Here is a 15,916-nt window from a genome sequence, read left to right on the forward strand (position 1 = left end):
CTAAACTAGGTAAGGAAGAAACAAGGAGAACCCTATGAGCCGATATCGCTCCGTCGTTGTTGAAGAAGGCGGCCGCCTAAACAATTATGCTATCGAGCCGGAAATGTATGTGGACACCACTCCGCGGGTGGGCTTTACCGAGTATGCAGAGCGACTGAACGGGCGTTTGGCGATGATCGGCTTTGTTGCCCTGATCCTGTTTGAATCTCTGTCCGGCTCTACCCTGATCGGCTGGTTACAATCCCTAGGGCAGTAGGGCAGGAGAGCTATTCTTTGCCTGAACAAGCCCCTTGCTAGTTGAGTCTAGCGCTGAGCTGGCCTAGCAACCCTGGCCCCTGGCCAGGGTCTTTTTTTCTACTTGCAGGCGAGATCTCTGAGGTTGCAGTCATTGTCAAATAGCAATGAAACGTTTCTCTACGTCGTTATTGTTCCGCAACGCTGTCGCGCAGGTCCCGCTCTAACTCCCCTCTCCCTCTGGGAGAGGGGCTGGGGGTGGTCGCGTGAGCGGCGCGGAGCGCTTGGGCTGGCGGCAAAGTGTCTTAATCTTGTTTAAAACGACTATAAAGGCTGGGCATTTCCCAGTGCAGCTCGACGTGGGTATGGCCTTCTGGGGTCTGGGTGCGGTGCCAGGATCCCTTGGGTAGATAGCGGGCGATGGTATTCATGGCCTTGCTGCCGTAGCCGCCACCAGGGCTGGGAGCGTATTCAACGCCGTCATTGACTACCGATAGGCAACAATGTCGCTCCGTTTGTGCCAGCGACACCCTGACGAAAGAAGCACTGCCTTTGGGGGGCTGTACGTGGGCGATGACATTGCCGATGGCCTCGCGCAAAAAACGCAAGATGTCCTCCCGTTGGTCGAACCACTCGCTGGTGTTGGGCTCCTGCAGAGGTTGCAGGTGGCGCTCTACGGACAAGGTCAGGCTGCCCGTCTGAATCAGCTCGTCCAGATAGGTGTCGATGCCCCGGTGCAAGCCTTCCCGCAAGCTGGGGGAGATATGCAGCTTGGTGGCCAGGGTGCGCACGTCGTTGAGCTGCTCGCGAATGCCCCGCCCGATCCTCTCCAGTTGTTCCAGCAGGCGATCGTAGATGGCGGGGTCAGAGTCTTTCCCCTGCTGCTGTTGCCATTGCAGGCTCTCCAGGTCGTCCATCACCACCTTCAGCTCCTGCAGCTCGCGATCGTGAATGTCGGTGGCTACTCGGTAGAGCAGCTTGCGGGCCTGGTCGACGGCGGCCTCCTGTTCGGCTCGGCGCAAGCGCTCCAATTCTTGTTGTTGAGCCAAAAGCCGCTCCTGGTTCTCCACAATGACCAGAGTGAGCAGCAGGCTCACCCCTGTTAACCCACTGGCCAAGGCCGGCAAAACGAAAGGCCAAACCCAACGCCACAGCAGAAACTGGGCCACAGCCCACCCTTCGTAAACGGCCAGCCCCACCAGGGGCCGCAGGAGAAACCCCTGTTGTTGCCAGTCCCAATGGTTCAGTCGCAGGGAGGGGCGATAAAGTACCAAGAGCAGTCCCGTCCCTGCTCCCAGCAGCAAGACCACCCCGCCTGCCAGCCCTGACGGCAGGGAGTGGTACACGTCTCCGGTGAGCAGGCTGGACAAGATTTGCGCCTGCAGCTCCACTGCCGCAATCTGGGATCCATCCGCCGTTCGCACCGGGAAGGTCTCTGGGTAGCCGCCCACAAAGCCCACCAGGACAATTTTGTCCCGCAATTGGTCGGCAACTTTGGGGTTGAGGGGAGGGATCCCTTCCTGGCCGCGGCAGGCTTGGCCGGGGCTGAGCGTCGGGGAGCCGGATCCCGTCTGGGGGATCACCGGCGGACAGATCTGCTCGATGGGAATGATGGGGATGCTGTGCTGGGATCCGAGGGGGTTGAATTGAACTGGCTGCAAACCCCGCTGGCGAAACCAGCGGCTGGCCCGCTCCGGGTCGTACTTGGCAAAAGCCAGCGCTTCCACAGAGGCAAACATCTGCTCCTCTTGGCTGTCGCGGCGCAGGTAGAGCCCTCGCAACTGGGCCTGGCGCAGGATCCCGGCCCCATCGACTTGGTATTGCACCACCCCTTGCACGTGCTCTGGCGGCACCAAATACTCCAGTCGCAAGGACGAAAAGGGCAAGAAGTGGTTGTAGATGTTGATCTCGGCCCGGCCAAAGCTCTCGCTGCTGCGGGTGGCCAAAACCAAGCGATCCGGGTAGCGCTGCACCACCTGCCGCAAGGGGGCATCCAGGTTTTCGTTGCCCAGGTTTTGGGGCACCACAAAGCTGCTGGGCAGGTTCAGCACCACCACCCTGGCCTCGGCCTCTTCCAGCAGGCGCAAGGTCAGGCCGGCGTAGTTCGCCCGTTCCAGGAGAAAGTCAACATTGTGCTGGCCATCACCATTTTCTCCCTGCCCATCGATGCGGCCATCGATGCCGACGATCACCACTTTTGGAGAAGGTTGCTGAGGGCCGCGATGGGCGTAGAGCCATTCCTGGGAGTCGCTCTCCAGCCGCAGCAACAACGGATGCTGGGCAGAAAGGTTGAGCAGGGTGGCCCACCCCAAGCCCCAAGCCAAGGCCCAACCCAGCCTCCGCCGCGAGGGCGACGGCCGAGCTTGAGAAACAGGAGCTTGAGCCGTGAGAAAGTCAGGAGCGGGCGGCACTGCAGACGCGAGCAAGCAAGAGGGAGCTTTCTCTGCCATTCTGGCTGTCGAGGGGATCCCAGTTGCTGGGGGGAAACCGCAGCTTCAGGGGTGATGGTTGCGCACCCGCGCGGCTTCCTCAGGGCTGATGCCAAGACGGGTGAGGTTGATGCGGCCTTTGTGATCGATGCTGCGCACCTTGACCACCACCTCATCCTCCACAGCAACCTCATCTTCTACCCGGGTGACGCGGTACTCCGCCAGTTGCGAAATGTGGATCATGCCTTCTTTGCCCGGCAAGAACTCCACAAAGGCGCCGATGGGGATGATGCGGGTAACCTTGCCCAAGTACACCTGCCCCTCTTCCACCCGCCGCACCAGGTTTTCGATCATCGCCCGCGCCGCTTCCGCCTGGCTGCCCACCGAGGAGGACACGGTGATCGTGCCATCGTCGCTGATGTCCACCTTGGCACCTGTCGCTTCCGTGATGCCGCGCACCGTCTTGCCACCAGGGCCGATGATCTTGCCGATATCCTCGGGATCCACCTTGAACGTGAGCAGACGGGGGGCTGTTTTGGCCAACTGGGGTCGAGGGGCAGGGATGACCTCCAGCATCTTGTCGAGGATAAACTCCCGCCCGGCCTTGGCCTGCTGGATGGCTTTCTCCACCACATCCACGGTGATGCCGGTGATTTTCATGTCCATCTGCAAAGCGGTGATCCCGGCCCGTGTGCCGGCCACCTTGAAGTCCATGTCGCCCAGAAAGTCCTCGATGCCCTGGATGTCGGTGAGGATGCGCACCTCATCCCCCTCCTTGATCAGGCCCATGGCTACCCCGCTGACTGGCGCTTTGATCGGCACCCCCGCGTCCATCAGGGACAGAGTAGAGCCGCAGACGGATCCCATTGAGGTAGAGCCGTTGGAAGAAAGCACCTCCGACACCACCCGCACCACATAGGGAAACTCCTCTTCCCTGGGCAGCACCGGCACCAAGGCCCGCTCGGCCAGCGCCCCATGGCCGATCTCCCGTCGTCCCGGCGAGCGCGAGGGCCGCGTTTCCCCCACCGAAAAGCCCGGAAAATTGTAGTGGTGCATATAGCGCTTTTCATCCACCGGGTGCAAGTCGTCCAGCTCCTGGGCATCGCCGGGAGTGCCGAGGGTGGTGATGGAAAGGACTTGGGTGAGGCCGCGGTTGAACAGAGCGCTGCCGTGCACCCGCGGGATCAAACCCACCCGGCAAGAGACCGGTCGCACCTCGTCCAGCTTGCGCCCATCCACCCGCACCCCCTCCCGCAGGATCTGCTGGCGCATCAGCTTCTTGGTGAGGGCCTTAAACTGATTGTCCAATTCTTTGGGGTTTTCCAGCAGATAAAGCCGCAAGGGATCCCCCTCTGGCCGCGCTTGGATTTGGGCCTCTAGCTTAGCCTTGATCGCCTCCAGTTGCTGCTCGCGGCTGGTCTTGTCCAGGAACTGCCTGAGGATAGAGCGAATGCCCTCCTGAGCCTGCTCTGCCACAAAGGCAACCAGCTCCTCATTGACAGGGGGAGGGGGCAGCTCTACAGGAGTGATGTTGAGATCTGCGAAGACTTGCTGTTGGGCCTTGAGCAGCTCTTGAATGGCCTCAAAACCAAACTCGATGGCCTCCACTATGTCCTTCTCCGGCAGTTGGTTGGCCCCCGCTTCCACCATGATCACGCCATCGGCACAGCCGGCCACCACCAGATCCAGGTCGCCGGCCTCAATTTCGGCATAGGTGGGGTTAAGGATAAATTCATCCTTGACCAAGCCCACCCGCACTGCCGCCACCGGTCCGTTGAAGGGGATGCGAGCGCCGTGAATCGCCAACGAGGCTCCCAAAATGCAGAGCACATCGGGCGGCACTGCATCGTCCACCGAGAGGGTGGTGGCCACCACCTGCACGTCGTCCCGCAGCCATTCCGGGAACAACGGACGAATGGGTCGGTCTATGAGACGAGAGATCAGAGTGGCCCGTTCCGGTGGCCGACCTTCCCGCCGCAAGTATCCCCCCGGGATCCGTCCGGCGGCGTAGAGGCGCTCTTCATAATCGACCAACAGGGGCATGAAATCGACACCAGGCCGCCCCGCCTGCCGGGTGGCTGTGACCAGAATCGAAGTTTCGCCCGAAGTCAGCCAGACCCCACACCCTGCCTGGGGAGCCATCAGCCCGATATTGATGTCAATTTCCCGCCCGTAAAAGGAAATCGACCGAGTGTATTCTGCCATGTAACGCTTCGCCTTCTTTTTTTCTTGACGTTATCGTAGCATTCTCCCTTTATTCTTCCTGTTCAGCCCCTGCTGACCGGCGGTGTCAATACGACTTCATCTTCTGCCGATAGGGGGGTGTCGGCGGCTACAAAATCGAGGCTGAGAGCGAAAAAATTGCCCGTCTTGCAGCAGGGGTAAAACTGTTCTTCTGGCTCTGGTCGGGGAGCTGCGGTAAGGCTAGGGTAGGCCAGATGCTCGCTTGCCGCCAACCCAACGGGTTCCCGTGCTGATGCTAGAGCCGCTGACGCCTGCCCAAATCAGGGCCTACCTGGAGCGCATTGGCTACGTCGGCCCCACCCAGCCCACCCCGCAAACCCTACGCCAAATCCACCTGGCCCACCTGCTGCGGGTGCCGTTTGAAAATCTGGATATTCACTGGGGTCGCCCCATTCGCCTGGAGCGGGATTTCTTGTTCCAAAAAATCGTCCGCGAGCGGCGGGGCGGCTTTTGCTTTGAACTGAACAGCCTGCTGGCCGCTGCTCTGCAGGGGATGGGGTTTTCGGTCCATCTGCTCTCGGGACAGGTGAGCCGGGCCGTTCACGCTACTCGGACTGATGGCTGCTTTGGCCCCGAATGCGACCATCTGGCCCTGCAGGTGAGCTGCGGCGATGAAACATGGCTGGCAGATGTGGGCTATGGAGATGCCTTTCGGGAGCCGTTGCGGTTGGGGGATCCCAGCATCCAAGCCCAGGCGGAAGGGCGCTACCGCCTCACCCCCTGGCCCGCAGCTCCCGCACGCTACTGGCTGGTTCAACAGGAACGACCGGATCGCACCTGGAAAACCCTCTTCCTGCTGGATCGGATCCCGCGCCAACTGCAGGAGTTCGAGCCCATGTGCCGCTTCCACCAAACGTCGCCGGCATCCAGGTTTACCCGCCTGCGCCTGTGCAGCCTGGCCACCCCCAGCGGACGGATCACCCTCACCGCCCGCGCCGATGGCTCCCTCTTTAAATGGATCGAGACCACCCCAGAAGGCCGCCGGGAACGCCCCCTCAAGGACGAGAAAGAATACGAACACCTGCTGGCTTGCGCCTTCGGGATCCGCCTGCCGCCGGGGATCCCAGGAGAAAAATTGCAAGACCCAAGCCAACCGGCATTCCAACAGAGACCACCCCAATCTCCCCCCAGCAGGGTCAGAACCCCTGCCAACTAATGTCAGAATAAAGGTTGGCAATGTTTCGTTATCCCAGTAACCGTTATGGATGCTGCCGCGGTCGCTGCATTTGATGGCCAAGCCCTCGATCACGTGCTCATTTTCGACACCACCCTGCGCGACGGGGAGCAGTGCCCCGGCGCCACCCTCAACACCGAAGAAAAGCTGGCCATTGCCCGGCAACTGGCCCGGCTGGGAGTGGACATCATCGAAGCGGGGTTTGCCTATGCCAGCCCTGGCGATTTCGAGGCGGTGCAGAAGGTGGCCGAACAGGTGGGCACCCCCGATGGCCCTGTGATTTGCAGCCTGGCCCGCGCCCTCAAGCCGGATATTGAGGCAGCCGCCGAAGCCCTCAAGCCTGCCGCCAAGCCGCGCATTCACACCTTCATCTCCACCTCCGACATTCACCTCAAGTACCAGTTGCGCAAGACCCGCGCCGAAGTGCTGCAAATTGCCGAAGAGATGGTGGCTTATGCCAAGTCCTTCGTGGAGGATGTGGAGTTTTCCATGATGGACGCCACCCGCTCCGATCCGGAGTTTCTGTACCAGGTGATCGAGGCAGCCATTCGGGCGGGAGCCAAAACCATCAACATCCCCGACACCGTCGGCTACGTCATGCCGGAGGAGTTCGGCCAACTGATCAAGGGCATCCGCGAGAACGTGCCCAACATCAAGCAAGCGATCCTTTCTGTGCACGGGCACGACGACTTGGGCGTCTCGGTGGCCAACTTCCTGGAAGCGATTAAGCAAGGCGCACGTCAGGTGGAAGTGACGGTCAACGGCATTGGCGAGCGGGCCGGCAACACGGCGCTGGAAGAATTGGTGATGGCCCTGCACGTGCGGCGCAGCTACTTCAACCCCTACTTCGGCCTGCCCGTAGACTCCGAGAAGCCCCTCACCCACATCAAAACGCAGGAGATCTACCGCACCTCCCGTCTGGTCTCCAACCTCACCGGCCTGCTGGTGCAGCCCAACAAGGCCATCGTCGGCTCCAACGCCTTTGCCCACGAATCGGGCATCCACCAGGACGGCATGCTCAAAAACCGCCAGACCTACGAGATCATGGACGCCCAGACCATCGGCCTGCAATCGAGCACCTTGGTGTTGGGCAAGCACTCGGGCCGTAATGCCTTCCGCACTCGCTTGAAAGAACTGGGGTTCGAGCTGTCGGAGCAGGATTTGAACAAAGCCTTCTTGCGCTTCAAAGAGCTGGCCGACAAGAAAAAAGAAATCTCCGATCTGGATCTGGAAGCAATTGTTAACGACGAAACTCGCTCGGTGCCCGAACTCTACCGTCTAGAGCATGTGCAAGTGGTGTGCGGCAACCGCGAGGCTCCCACCGCCACGGTGCGCCTGATCACTCCTGAGGGGGAAGAGCGGGTAGATGCGGCCGTAGGCACAGGCCCGGTGGATGCGGTGTACAAGGCCATCAACCGCATTGTCAACATCCCCAACAGGCTGATCGAGTTTTCCGTCCAATCGGTTACCGCCGGCATCGACGCCATCGGGGAAGTGACCATCCGCCTGCGCCACGAAGACCGCATCTTCTCCGGCCATGCCGCCAACACCGACATCATTGTCGCTTCGGCCCAAGCCTACATGAATGCCCTCAATAAGCTCTACTTTGCCCTGCACGCGGCGCGCTCTACCCCTGAACAGCGGGAGGCCGCTACTCAAAAAATCTGATGGGAGGGTGGCAATCCCGTATCCAGCCAAGCGGTTTGCGCGGCGAGACGGGATCCTTTATGGCCATCCAAGCAACTCAACACTGTTATGGGCTGGCCAAAGGGATCCCATCCGCAAACACCCGCCCGATCACTTCCTCGATGGGCGGATCTGTTATTGTTAGATCCAACACCTCCAGCTCCGCCAACAACTGGGCCACCGTCTGGGTAAGCTGCTCCCGCTGCACCCACAGCCGCGCCTCGCAGCCGTCGGGATCCCCCTCGCTGCGCACCTCCCCATAACGCTGCAGTTGGGCAACAGAGCAAGGACGGGCCAATTCCAACTTGACTTCTCGGTAGGGGGCAAAGCGCTCCAGCAGCGCCTCCAGGTCACCATCGTAGATGAGCCGCCCCGCGTTGATGACCAACACCCGTTGGCACAGCGCGGTGATATCGGCCATATAATGGCTGGTCAACAATACCGTCGCCCCGTAGCGGCGGTTGTAATCCCGCAAAAATTGCCGCACACTGACCTGGGCGTTGACATCCAACCCCAAGGTGGGCTCATCCAAAAACAAGATCTGCGGGCGGTGCACCAGGGCCGCCAACAGCTCCGCCTTCATCCGCTCCCCTAGGGAAAGCTTGCGCACCGGCTGCTTCAGCTTGCCTGCCAAGTTGAGCAGCTCCGCCAGCTCCCCCACCCGTTCGCGAAACTCCTTCTCCGGGATCTCGTAAACGGCGGCGTTAATCCGCAGAGAGTCTATCGCCGGCAGATCCCAGATGAGCTGCTGCTTCTGCCCCATCACCAGGGTGATCTGCCGCAAAAAAGATGGCTCGCGCCGGTAGGGCACGTGGCCGACCACCTGCAGCGTGCCCCCAGAAGGATAGATCAAGCCGGTCAACATCTTGAGGGTGGTGGTCTTGCCTGCTCCGTTCGGCCCCAAGAACCCCACCACCTCCCCCGGCTGAACCTGAAAGCTGATGGACTGCACTGCCGGGATGTAGCGGTAGGTGCGGCGAAAGAAGTGGCGCAGGGTGCCCACCACTCCCGGCTCCTTGATGGCCACCGGGTAAACCTTGCTCAGGTTGTAAGCAGCGATGATCGGTTCCAGCCGGGCCGGCACATGAGGCAACATCTATCCCTCCCATGAAACAACCAGATCCGCTACCCCAGCCCCAAGGGCACATCTTTTGGAGCTGGGCATACCGGATCTGGAGAGGGCTATTCTCAGTATCTGAGGGAAAGAAACAAAGGGATAGGGAAACTACAGCAGTCCTACGTCCATCCCAGGCTTGCCCGTGGCCAGCTCTACCTTCAGGATACGGCCACCCGATTTCTGGATGCGCTGCTGCTCCCGAAACCAGTTTTCGTAGGGCACCAGCTTTGTGAAGTAGGTGTTTTGCAGCTCCCGCTGGGTGCGAATCCGGGTTTGGCTGGGCACACAGGCCGTGATCTTAAACATGCGCATGATATGGGATCCCCGCTCAACAACGAAATGGGCCGTCTTGACCAGCAAAACAGGCGACCTACCTCAGAAAGCTCGCGTACCCCCATCAGCACACCAGATCCCTGCGGCAAGTCGCCCGTCGTGCTCGTTGGACAATGAACCTTACGCCGAAGCAATGGCGCTGGTAGCTAGCTCAGACCAGAGCAGATGTAATCGAAATACACACCCATTTCCTTGCCGGCATCAGCACCCACCAGAGCGGCCGTCACCTCTTTCATGGCTTGGATGGCCTGGATGGTGGCCCCAATGGGCACTCCCAGCGAATTGTAGGTCTCCTTGAGCCCGTTCAGCACCCGCTCATCGAGAATGGAGGGATCCCCGGCCAGCATGGCGTAGGTGGCGTAGCGCAGGTAGTAGTCCATGTCGCGAATGCAAGCGGCATAGCGACGGGTGGTGTACATGTTGCCACCGGGACGGGTGAGATCAGAGTACAGCAAGGCCTTGGCAGCCGCATCCTTGACGATGGTGGAGGCATTGGCCGCGATGGTGGCAGCCGCCCGCACCCGCAACTCGCCCGTGGCGAAGAAAGCTTTCAGCTTCTCCATAGCCGAGTTGTCCAGATACTTGCCTTGGACATCGTAGCTGTTGATCACAGCGGTAATCGCGTCTTGCATGATGAGCTTCCTATCAAGTCGGTGAACAGCAAACGGTTGTGCAGCAAAAACAATGAGGGACTAGCTCATTGCCCCCACCACAAAGTCGAAGTAGTAGCCGGCTTCAGCCGCATCGTCGGGAGAGAGCAGACCCATGGCCACCTGCTTCATTTGACGAATGCTCTCGGCCACCGCCGGAATGGGTGTGCCCAAAGAGTTGTACATCTCGCGGACACCCACCAGACCGATCTCTTCGATGGGGGTGACGTCGCCGGCAATGACACCGTAGGTGATCAGGCGCAGGTAGTAGTCCATATCCCGCAGGCAAGTCGCCGTCATCTCCTCTCCGTAAGCATTGCCACCTGGGGAGACGATGTCAGGGCGCTTCTGGAAGAGTTGGTCGGCAGCTTGTTTGACGATGCGCTCACGAGACTCGGTTAAGACTTGAGCAATGCGCAACCGCTTCTCACCCGAGGCAACAAAGGACTTGATTCGATCCAGTTCCCCCGGGCTGAGGTAGCGGGCCTCCGCGTCCGCGTTCACAATCGATTTCGTAACAACACTCATGGATATCCATCCTCAAGTCGATTTTTTAAAGAGTATGACGAGCATACCCGCAAGCTATTTTCCGATATGCTTGCCGTCTACCATCTCAGATCTTCACACTTCTTAAAGTCTCTCCCAGAAAAGGGACGGTCTCATGCCCACCCCAACAGGAGAGTGCTCTCCCCCAAGTCCGGCAAGAGAGGGGTTACAATCGAGGGTGAAAGTTAAGTCGCCAGGGGATCCCTGCAGGCTTGCTTTAGGACATGCGTTGAGGTTGCGATGACGGATGCCTCTGGGTCAGAACGATTGAAGCGAGCGAAAGGTTCTCAGGATCCTTCTGAGGCTGCTCCCTCATCTCTGCCGGATCACCTGATCCGGGCCACGGCGGCGGAGGGCAAGATTCGGGTGGTGGGCTTGGTGTCTACCCAGGCGGTGCAAGAGGCCCGGGAGCGGCACAAGCTTTCCTATGTGGCGACGGTGGCCCTGGGGCGGGCCATGAACGCAGCCCTGTTGCTGGCGGCCAACCTAAAGCGACGCCAGGCGCGGATTAACCTGCAACTGAAAGGGAATGGCCCCTTGGGCAACATCTGGGTGGATGCCGGCTTGGACGGCACGGTACGCGGCTATGTGAGCAACCCGGCCATCGAGCTTCCCCTCACCCCTGAGAGCAAGTTGGATGTGGGCCAAGCCGTTGGGCGCTATGGCTACCTCCATGTGCTGCGGGACTTGGGGTACGGCCAGCCTTACACCAGCGCGGTGGAGCTGGTTTCGGGAGAGGTGGGAGACGATATCAGCTACTACCTCTCCTCCTCAGAGCAGATCCCTTCGGCAGTCCTTTTGGGGGTCAACCTCGATTCGCAGCGGGTGCGGGCTGCCGGTGGAGTGTTGTTGCAACTGATGCCAGGGGCGCCGGCCAGCCTGATCCCGGAAATGGAGGCCCGTTTGGCCAAGGTGGAGGAATTTAGCCCGATGCTGGCTTGTGGTGGCGGTTTGCGGGAGCTGTTGCAAATTTGCTTGGGCGACTTGGATCTCAAGATCGCGCCGGAAATGCGCGCCATCCGCTTCTATTGCAAGTGCAATTCCGACCGGGTGAAGGGGGCGCTGCGCATGTTGGGGCGGGACGAGCTCATCGACATGATCCGTACCGACAAGGGAGCAGAGGCGGTTTGCCAGTTCTGCAACGAGGTCTACCGCATCTCGGAGGATGAGCTGCGCTCAATTGTGGCGGAGATGTCGGCAAACCCATAGCACCCCGTGATGGCAGAATAATCGCCAGGTACGGGATCCCTGCTCTTCTATGTCCTCTGAGACTGCTGCCCCTGAGCTCTCGGTTGTCATCCCCTGCAAAAATGAGGCGGAGAACCTGGATCACCTGTTCGAGCGCCTGCGCCTAACCTTGGATCCATTGGGGATCCCCTACGAGATCATCTGTGTCAACGACGGCAGCCAGGACGACACGCTGGAAAAGCTTATTGCCTTCCATCGCCAGGATCCCCGCATCAAGGTGGTGAACCTCTCCCGCTGTTTTGGCAAGGAAATTGCCCTTACCGCCGGCTTGGACTACGCTGCGGGCAGAGCCGTTGTTCCCATCGACGCCGACCTGCAGGATCCCCCAGAGCTGATCCCGGAAATGCTGCAGCAGTGGCGGCAGGGCTACCAGGTGGTGTACGCTGTGCGCCGCAGCCGCCAAGGGGAAAGCTGGCTAAAACGCTTCACCGCCAATGGGTTTTATTGGGTCATTGACCAGCTCAGCCAGGTGCGGATCCCGCGCAATACAGGAGATTTTCGGCTGTTGGATCGGCAGGTGGTAGACGCCATCAAGCAACTGCGGGAGCGCACTCGCTTTATGAAAGGGATCTTTGCCTGGGTAGGCTACCGGCAGGTGGCCATTTTTTACGACCGCGCCCCCCGTTTTCGCGGCAAAACCCAGTGGAACTACTGGCGGCTGTGGAACCTAGCCATAGAAGGCATCACCTCTTTTAGCTCTTGGCCCTTGCGGGTGTGGAGCTATCTGGGCTTGGCGATCTCGCTGGCGGCTCTGCTGTATGGCTTTTTCCTCGTCATTCGTACTTTGCTGTTTGGCTCCGATGTGCCCGGCTACGCCTCTTTGGCGGTGATGACCTTGTTTTTGGGCGGGATCCAGTTGATTAGCCTGGGCGTGATTGGAGAGTATCTGGGCCGCATTTTTGAAGAAGTGAAAGGCCGGCCACTCTACCTAGTCCAAGGCACCTTTGGGTTCGAGAGCGCACGAGCTTCCCCTGCTCCAGAATCAGATCCAATGTCCACTCCTATTTGAGGGTTTTGCGTCCCGAAGCGGCATATTCTCGGTACTCGCGCACAAAGATCTCCTGCATCTGGGCCTGGGAAAGCTGGATCCCTTGGATTTCGGCGCGGGCGATGGCCTTCATCAGCTCGATATAGGCCAGGCCAAGGGAAAGGGTCAGGGTAGCCGCTGTGGTGGACTGGATGATGCCGCCTGCCAGGGATCCCACGCCGGGGATCAACTTCAGCAGGTTTGAGACAATGGCCCGCCCAGTGACTACTGCGCCCCCAATTCCCGCCAAAGCCGCCATCAAAGAGTAGTAAAAAGAAGGGGAGGCTTTATAGCCAAAGATAAAGCTGATATTGGCAATCATGCCCACTTGTGCTGCTGCCAGTAGAGGGGCATCGGCAAAAGGAAGAGGTGCGGCGCCGATGAACGCTGCGCTGGCCACATAGCCCGATACATACTTAAAAGCGGCATCGGCCTTGAGATCCACCCGCAGCAATTGCTGGCGGATAAAGGCAAGGCGGGCTACCTCTGGCAGCAGCTCCGAGGTGCAGCCGATTAGGTGCTCTAGCCCGTGGGCGGGGATGGTGAGTTGCCGGTTAATGACCTTGTCCTTAGCCAAAAGAGGAACAATGTAGCGAACAGGGAGATTTTGGCGCTGCAAGTACTGAAAAAACTCGCTCTCTTCGGGATTGGGATATTCCAGGCATTGGGTCAAGACTAAGATGACCGGCACATCTTTGAGTTCCAAATCCTTTAGCCACTTGCGCTCGGTTTCCTCCAGCCGCTTCAGCTCGTGGTGGATGCAATACCAAACAATGTGAATGTGATGTTCGGGATCCTTGAGGCGCAGCTCGTCGATCAGTTGGGACACCTCGAGGCGGATCTGGATATTCTGGTCTCCCGCCAATTCCATGCCAGGTGTATCGTAGATGGTGATTGGGCAGCCTTGCTTTGAGTATTGGCGAATGTGGCGGGTAACAGGGCTGCCAACACCAGTGCGGGCCAGCTCATCTTTAAACACCGCGTTGACCAAGGTGCTTTTGCCCACCCCACTTTTGCCAATCACCAGGACATTACAGTGGCCCATTTCTGCCTCTGCTTCCAGCAGGCTCTCTTTGAACAGGTGGCCGGCCCAATCCCAAGGTTCCTGCGGTTTCCCCCCAGCCCGCGCAACTGTTTGATGGGTTAGGCGAATCAGTTTTTCTATCCAGGAGTGGCTTTCTGGCTCCGTTTGCGACATGCTCCATCCCCAAGTACGGGATCAACTGGGCTAACGCTCCCAGTCCAGTGTAAATCGGGAAGATGCGGCTACTCTCTGACCAGCCCACCGGTTCTGCTGCAACAAGCACTTTGTTGAGAGCTATTCACAAGAACTGTTGAGTTAGACTATGCTGGGGTGAGGATAGCCCCAAGAAACCCTGGATCTGTCCACTCGAGTAGGCTGGACAATTAGCTCTCTTACTTCGGAGAACCTTGCCCTATGTCTGAAACCTCAACCTTGCGCCAGTCCTTCAACAGCGTGCGCAACAACCCTGTCTCCCTCGGCCTGGAGGTGACCCAGCCGATCTGCGAGGGGATGAACGCCCTTCTGGCCAGCTTCCAAGGGCTGTACTTGCAGTACCAGAAGCATCACTTCGTAGTAGAGGGCACCGAGTTCTACCCGCTACACCAATTGTTCAAGGATCACTACGAGCAGGTGAGGGAACATGTCCACGACCTGGGAGAACGCCTCGAAGGTCTGGGGGGTGTGCCGGTAGCCACCTTCAGCACCTTGGCCCGCCTCTGCTGCTTTACCCCTGAGCCGGATGGCGCTTTTGAGGCGCGGCAAATGTTGCAAAATGACCTGGCGGCAGAGCAGGCCATCATCGATTTGCTGCGGCGCCAAGCCGCCCAAGCGGAAAGCTTAGGGGATCGTGCCACCCGCTACCTCTACGAGCAGATTCTGCTCAAGACGGAAGACCGGGCCTTCCACCTCAACCACTTCCTGGCCAACGACAGCCTAGTGTTTGGCTTGATGGACGGCAGAGCCTAGTCAGGATCTGGGGCAGGTTCGCCGGCCAGGTGGCCTGTCCTTAAACCTGAGGGCTTATTTTTGTAAGCATTTGTTGAAAATTCATATCATTACTGCCCGATTGGGTTTAGATTTATTTGCCGAGGTTTTGCTCCTAGCCATGAACCCTGTATCTTTTGAGGGCAGCTATTGTTTGCAGATCCCCTTAGGGGAACGCTGGCGCATTGGGCGGCGGCTGCTGGAGTTGGGGATCCCGGCAGTTTGTACGGGAGATGGCCATTTGCAGGTGCAGGTGGACACGCCTCTGGCCCTGTTGCAGGTGCGCAGCGTGATCCGCCAATACACGGCGCGGCGGCGGGAGTTATTGGACAGCCTAGAGACGTGTTGGCAGCTCAACACCGAGCCTGGGGGACAAGATGAGCAAGTTGGCTAAGCAAAGGATCCCGTTCGAGTCAGAAGGTCAGTTCCTGGGATTTCTTCCCGATAAGGATGGCAAGCTCAAGTACTTGCGCTGGCAGGCCGGAGCGGAAGTGTTTGCCGGCAAGATCCCCAAGCCGCTGCGCTCTGAGCTCTACCGCAGCCTCAAACCTGGAGATAGGGTGCAGATTGCGGGGGAGCGGGAAGTGGATCTGCTCAAGGGGCGGGAGAAATGGGTGCTCTGCCACGTGGTTCCTGTCCAGGCTTCCCCGGTAGCAGCCATGTCTTCCCCGAAGGCCGCTCCCGGATCGGAGGAAGCGAGGAAAGGGGTCGTCTTGGTCTGTCAGAAGTCTGATTGCTGTCGGCGGGGGGCGCTGGAGGTGATACAGGCTCTGCAGGCACACTTGGCAGCCTACCCGGAGACCATTCGGGTGCAGGGAGTGGGCTGCATGAAGGACTGCAAACGGGGGCCGAACGTGGTGTTCATGCCCGACAAGGCTCGCTACAGCGGCGTTTCTCCCCAAGGGATCCCGGCTTTGTTGGAGCGGCATTTTCCGATTGCTTCGTTGCAGGTACAGCAGGTTGAGACGGCGGCTTCCTCCTGACGCTCATGCTGATCCCCCCACGGGCGAGCGGATTTCCCTTGACTTTTCGCATGAACTACCCCACCGCGCAGGCGGGTGGGGTTTCCCCATCCGCTTTACGGTGAGATTTTTGTCTCTTCCTCTGCCCCAGTTGCTTCATTGATCCCGTGTACCGGGTCTGTGAAGTAGAGCTGAAGCATCCAAGACTCACGAGGCTGGTTCCCAGCCCCGGTTGCTGTTCGCGGCAGCGGGACGGAG

At 59.5% G+C, this 15,916-nt stretch carries 15 protein-coding genes; 8 read left to right on the top strand and 7 right to left on the bottom strand.

Annotation, left to right across the window (positions count from 1 at the left end):
* Positions 1 to 34 precede the first annotated feature (34 nt).
* On the top strand, positions 35 to 256 hold the full coding sequence (locus tag NW858_RS09060; protein WP_414334922.1) for a high light inducible protein: 222 nt from the start codon (positions 35 to 37) through the stop codon (positions 254 to 256).
* 283 nt (positions 257 to 539) lie between these two features.
* On the opposite strand, the gene NW858_RS09065 is transcribed toward NW858_RS09060, so the two are convergent.
* Positions 540 to 2,558 (bottom strand): CHASE2 domain-containing protein, encoded by a 2,019-nt coding sequence (locus tag NW858_RS09065; RefSeq protein ID WP_414335143.1) that lies wholly within the window; start codon positions 2,556 to 2,558, stop codon positions 540 to 542.
* 171 nt (positions 2,559 to 2,729) lie between these two features.
* Positions 2,730 to 4,868, bottom strand: a complete 2,139-nt coding sequence (locus tag NW858_RS09070) for a polyribonucleotide nucleotidyltransferase (RefSeq protein ID WP_414335142.1) — start codon at positions 4,866 to 4,868, stop codon at positions 2,730 to 2,732.
* 271 nt (positions 4,869 to 5,139) lie between these two features.
* On the opposite strand from NW858_RS09070, the gene NW858_RS09075 reads away from it, so the two are divergent.
* The gene (locus NW858_RS09075; protein WP_414349040.1) at positions 5,140 to 6,063 is read left to right on the top strand and encodes an arylamine N-acetyltransferase family protein; all 924 of its coding nucleotides are present in this window, start codon (positions 5,140 to 5,142) and stop codon (positions 6,061 to 6,063) included.
* A gap of 45 nt (positions 6,064 to 6,108) precedes the next feature.
* Positions 6,109 to 7,749: a 2-isopropylmalate synthase gene (locus tag NW858_RS09080; RefSeq protein ID WP_414335140.1), complete on the top strand. Its 1,641-nt coding sequence runs from the start codon at positions 6,109 to 6,111 to the stop codon at positions 7,747 to 7,749.
* Positions 7,750 to 7,834: 85 nt separating this feature from the next.
* Here NW858_RS09080 and NW858_RS09085 read toward each other — a convergent pair whose 3' ends face one another.
* The 4 genes from NW858_RS09085 to NW858_RS09100 form a co-directional block, all read right to left on the bottom strand.
* Entirely contained in the window at positions 7,835 to 8,863 is a 1,029-nt protein-coding gene (locus NW858_RS09085) for an ABC transporter ATP-binding protein (protein ID WP_414335139.1), read from the bottom strand.
* Positions 8,864 to 8,992: 129 nt separating this feature from the next.
* Positions 8,993 to 9,196 (bottom strand): phycobilisome linker polypeptide, encoded by a 204-nt coding sequence (locus NW858_RS09090; RefSeq protein WP_011433055.1) that lies wholly within the window; start codon positions 9,194 to 9,196, stop codon positions 8,993 to 8,995.
* A 167-nt stretch (positions 9,197 to 9,363) separates the two neighbouring features.
* Positions 9,364 to 9,849 (bottom strand): allophycocyanin subunit beta, encoded by a 486-nt coding sequence (apcB, locus tag NW858_RS09095; RefSeq protein ID WP_414335138.1) that lies wholly within the window; start codon positions 9,847 to 9,849, stop codon positions 9,364 to 9,366.
* A 60-nt stretch (positions 9,850 to 9,909) separates the two neighbouring features.
* Positions 9,910 to 10,395 (bottom strand): allophycocyanin, encoded by a 486-nt coding sequence (locus NW858_RS09100; protein ID WP_414331342.1) that lies wholly within the window; start codon positions 10,393 to 10,395, stop codon positions 9,910 to 9,912.
* Between the two features lie 336 nt (positions 10,396 to 10,731).
* Here NW858_RS09100 and hslO point away from each other — a divergent pair, with 336 nt between their 5' ends.
* Together hslO and NW858_RS09110 are read left to right on the top strand one after the other, a co-directional pair.
* Complete coding sequence (hslO, locus tag NW858_RS09105; RefSeq protein WP_414335144.1) at positions 10,732 to 11,622, top strand: Hsp33 family molecular chaperone HslO; 891 nt, start codon at positions 10,732 to 10,734, stop codon at positions 11,620 to 11,622.
* Positions 11,623 to 11,671: 49 nt separating this feature from the next.
* Positions 11,672 to 12,670: a glycosyltransferase family 2 protein gene (locus NW858_RS09110; RefSeq protein ID WP_414520333.1), complete on the top strand. Its 999-nt coding sequence runs from the start codon at positions 11,672 to 11,674 to the stop codon at positions 12,668 to 12,670.
* On the opposite strand, the gene NW858_RS09115 is transcribed toward NW858_RS09110, so the two are convergent.
* A complete protein-coding gene (locus NW858_RS09115; RefSeq protein ID WP_414520334.1) occupies positions 12,663 to 13,886 on the bottom strand; it encodes a YcjF family protein in 1,224 nt (407 codons plus the stop codon). The two genes, NW858_RS09110 and NW858_RS09115, sit on opposite strands and share 8 nt — an antisense overlap.
* A 240-nt stretch (positions 13,887 to 14,126) precedes the next feature.
* Between NW858_RS09115 and NW858_RS09120 the strand changes: the two genes are divergently transcribed.
* The 3 genes from NW858_RS09120 (at position 14,127) to NW858_RS09130 (ending at position 15,679) form a co-directional block, all read left to right on the top strand.
* A complete protein-coding gene (locus tag NW858_RS09120; protein WP_414427034.1) occupies positions 14,127 to 14,678 on the top strand; it encodes a Dps family protein in 552 nt (183 codons plus the stop codon).
* Between the two features lie 139 nt (positions 14,679 to 14,817).
* Positions 14,818 to 15,090 carry an Asr1405/Asl0597 family protein gene (locus tag NW858_RS09125; RefSeq protein ID WP_414335134.1) on the top strand — a complete coding sequence of 91 codons (273 nt, stop codon included), beginning with the start codon at positions 14,818 to 14,820 and terminating at the stop codon, positions 15,088 to 15,090.
* Positions 15,074 to 15,679 carry a (2Fe-2S) ferredoxin domain-containing protein gene (locus NW858_RS09130; protein WP_414520335.1) on the top strand — a complete coding sequence of 202 codons (606 nt, stop codon included), beginning with the start codon at positions 15,074 to 15,076 and terminating at the stop codon, positions 15,677 to 15,679. Before NW858_RS09125 ends, NW858_RS09130 begins: the two co-directional genes overlap by 17 nt.
* The last annotated feature ends 237 nt before the right edge of the window (positions 15,680 to 15,916 follow it).

The organism is Synechococcus sp. H55.10 (assembly GCF_047502715.1).
GTDB lineage: Bacteria > Cyanobacteriota > Cyanobacteriia > Thermostichales > Thermostichaceae > Thermostichus.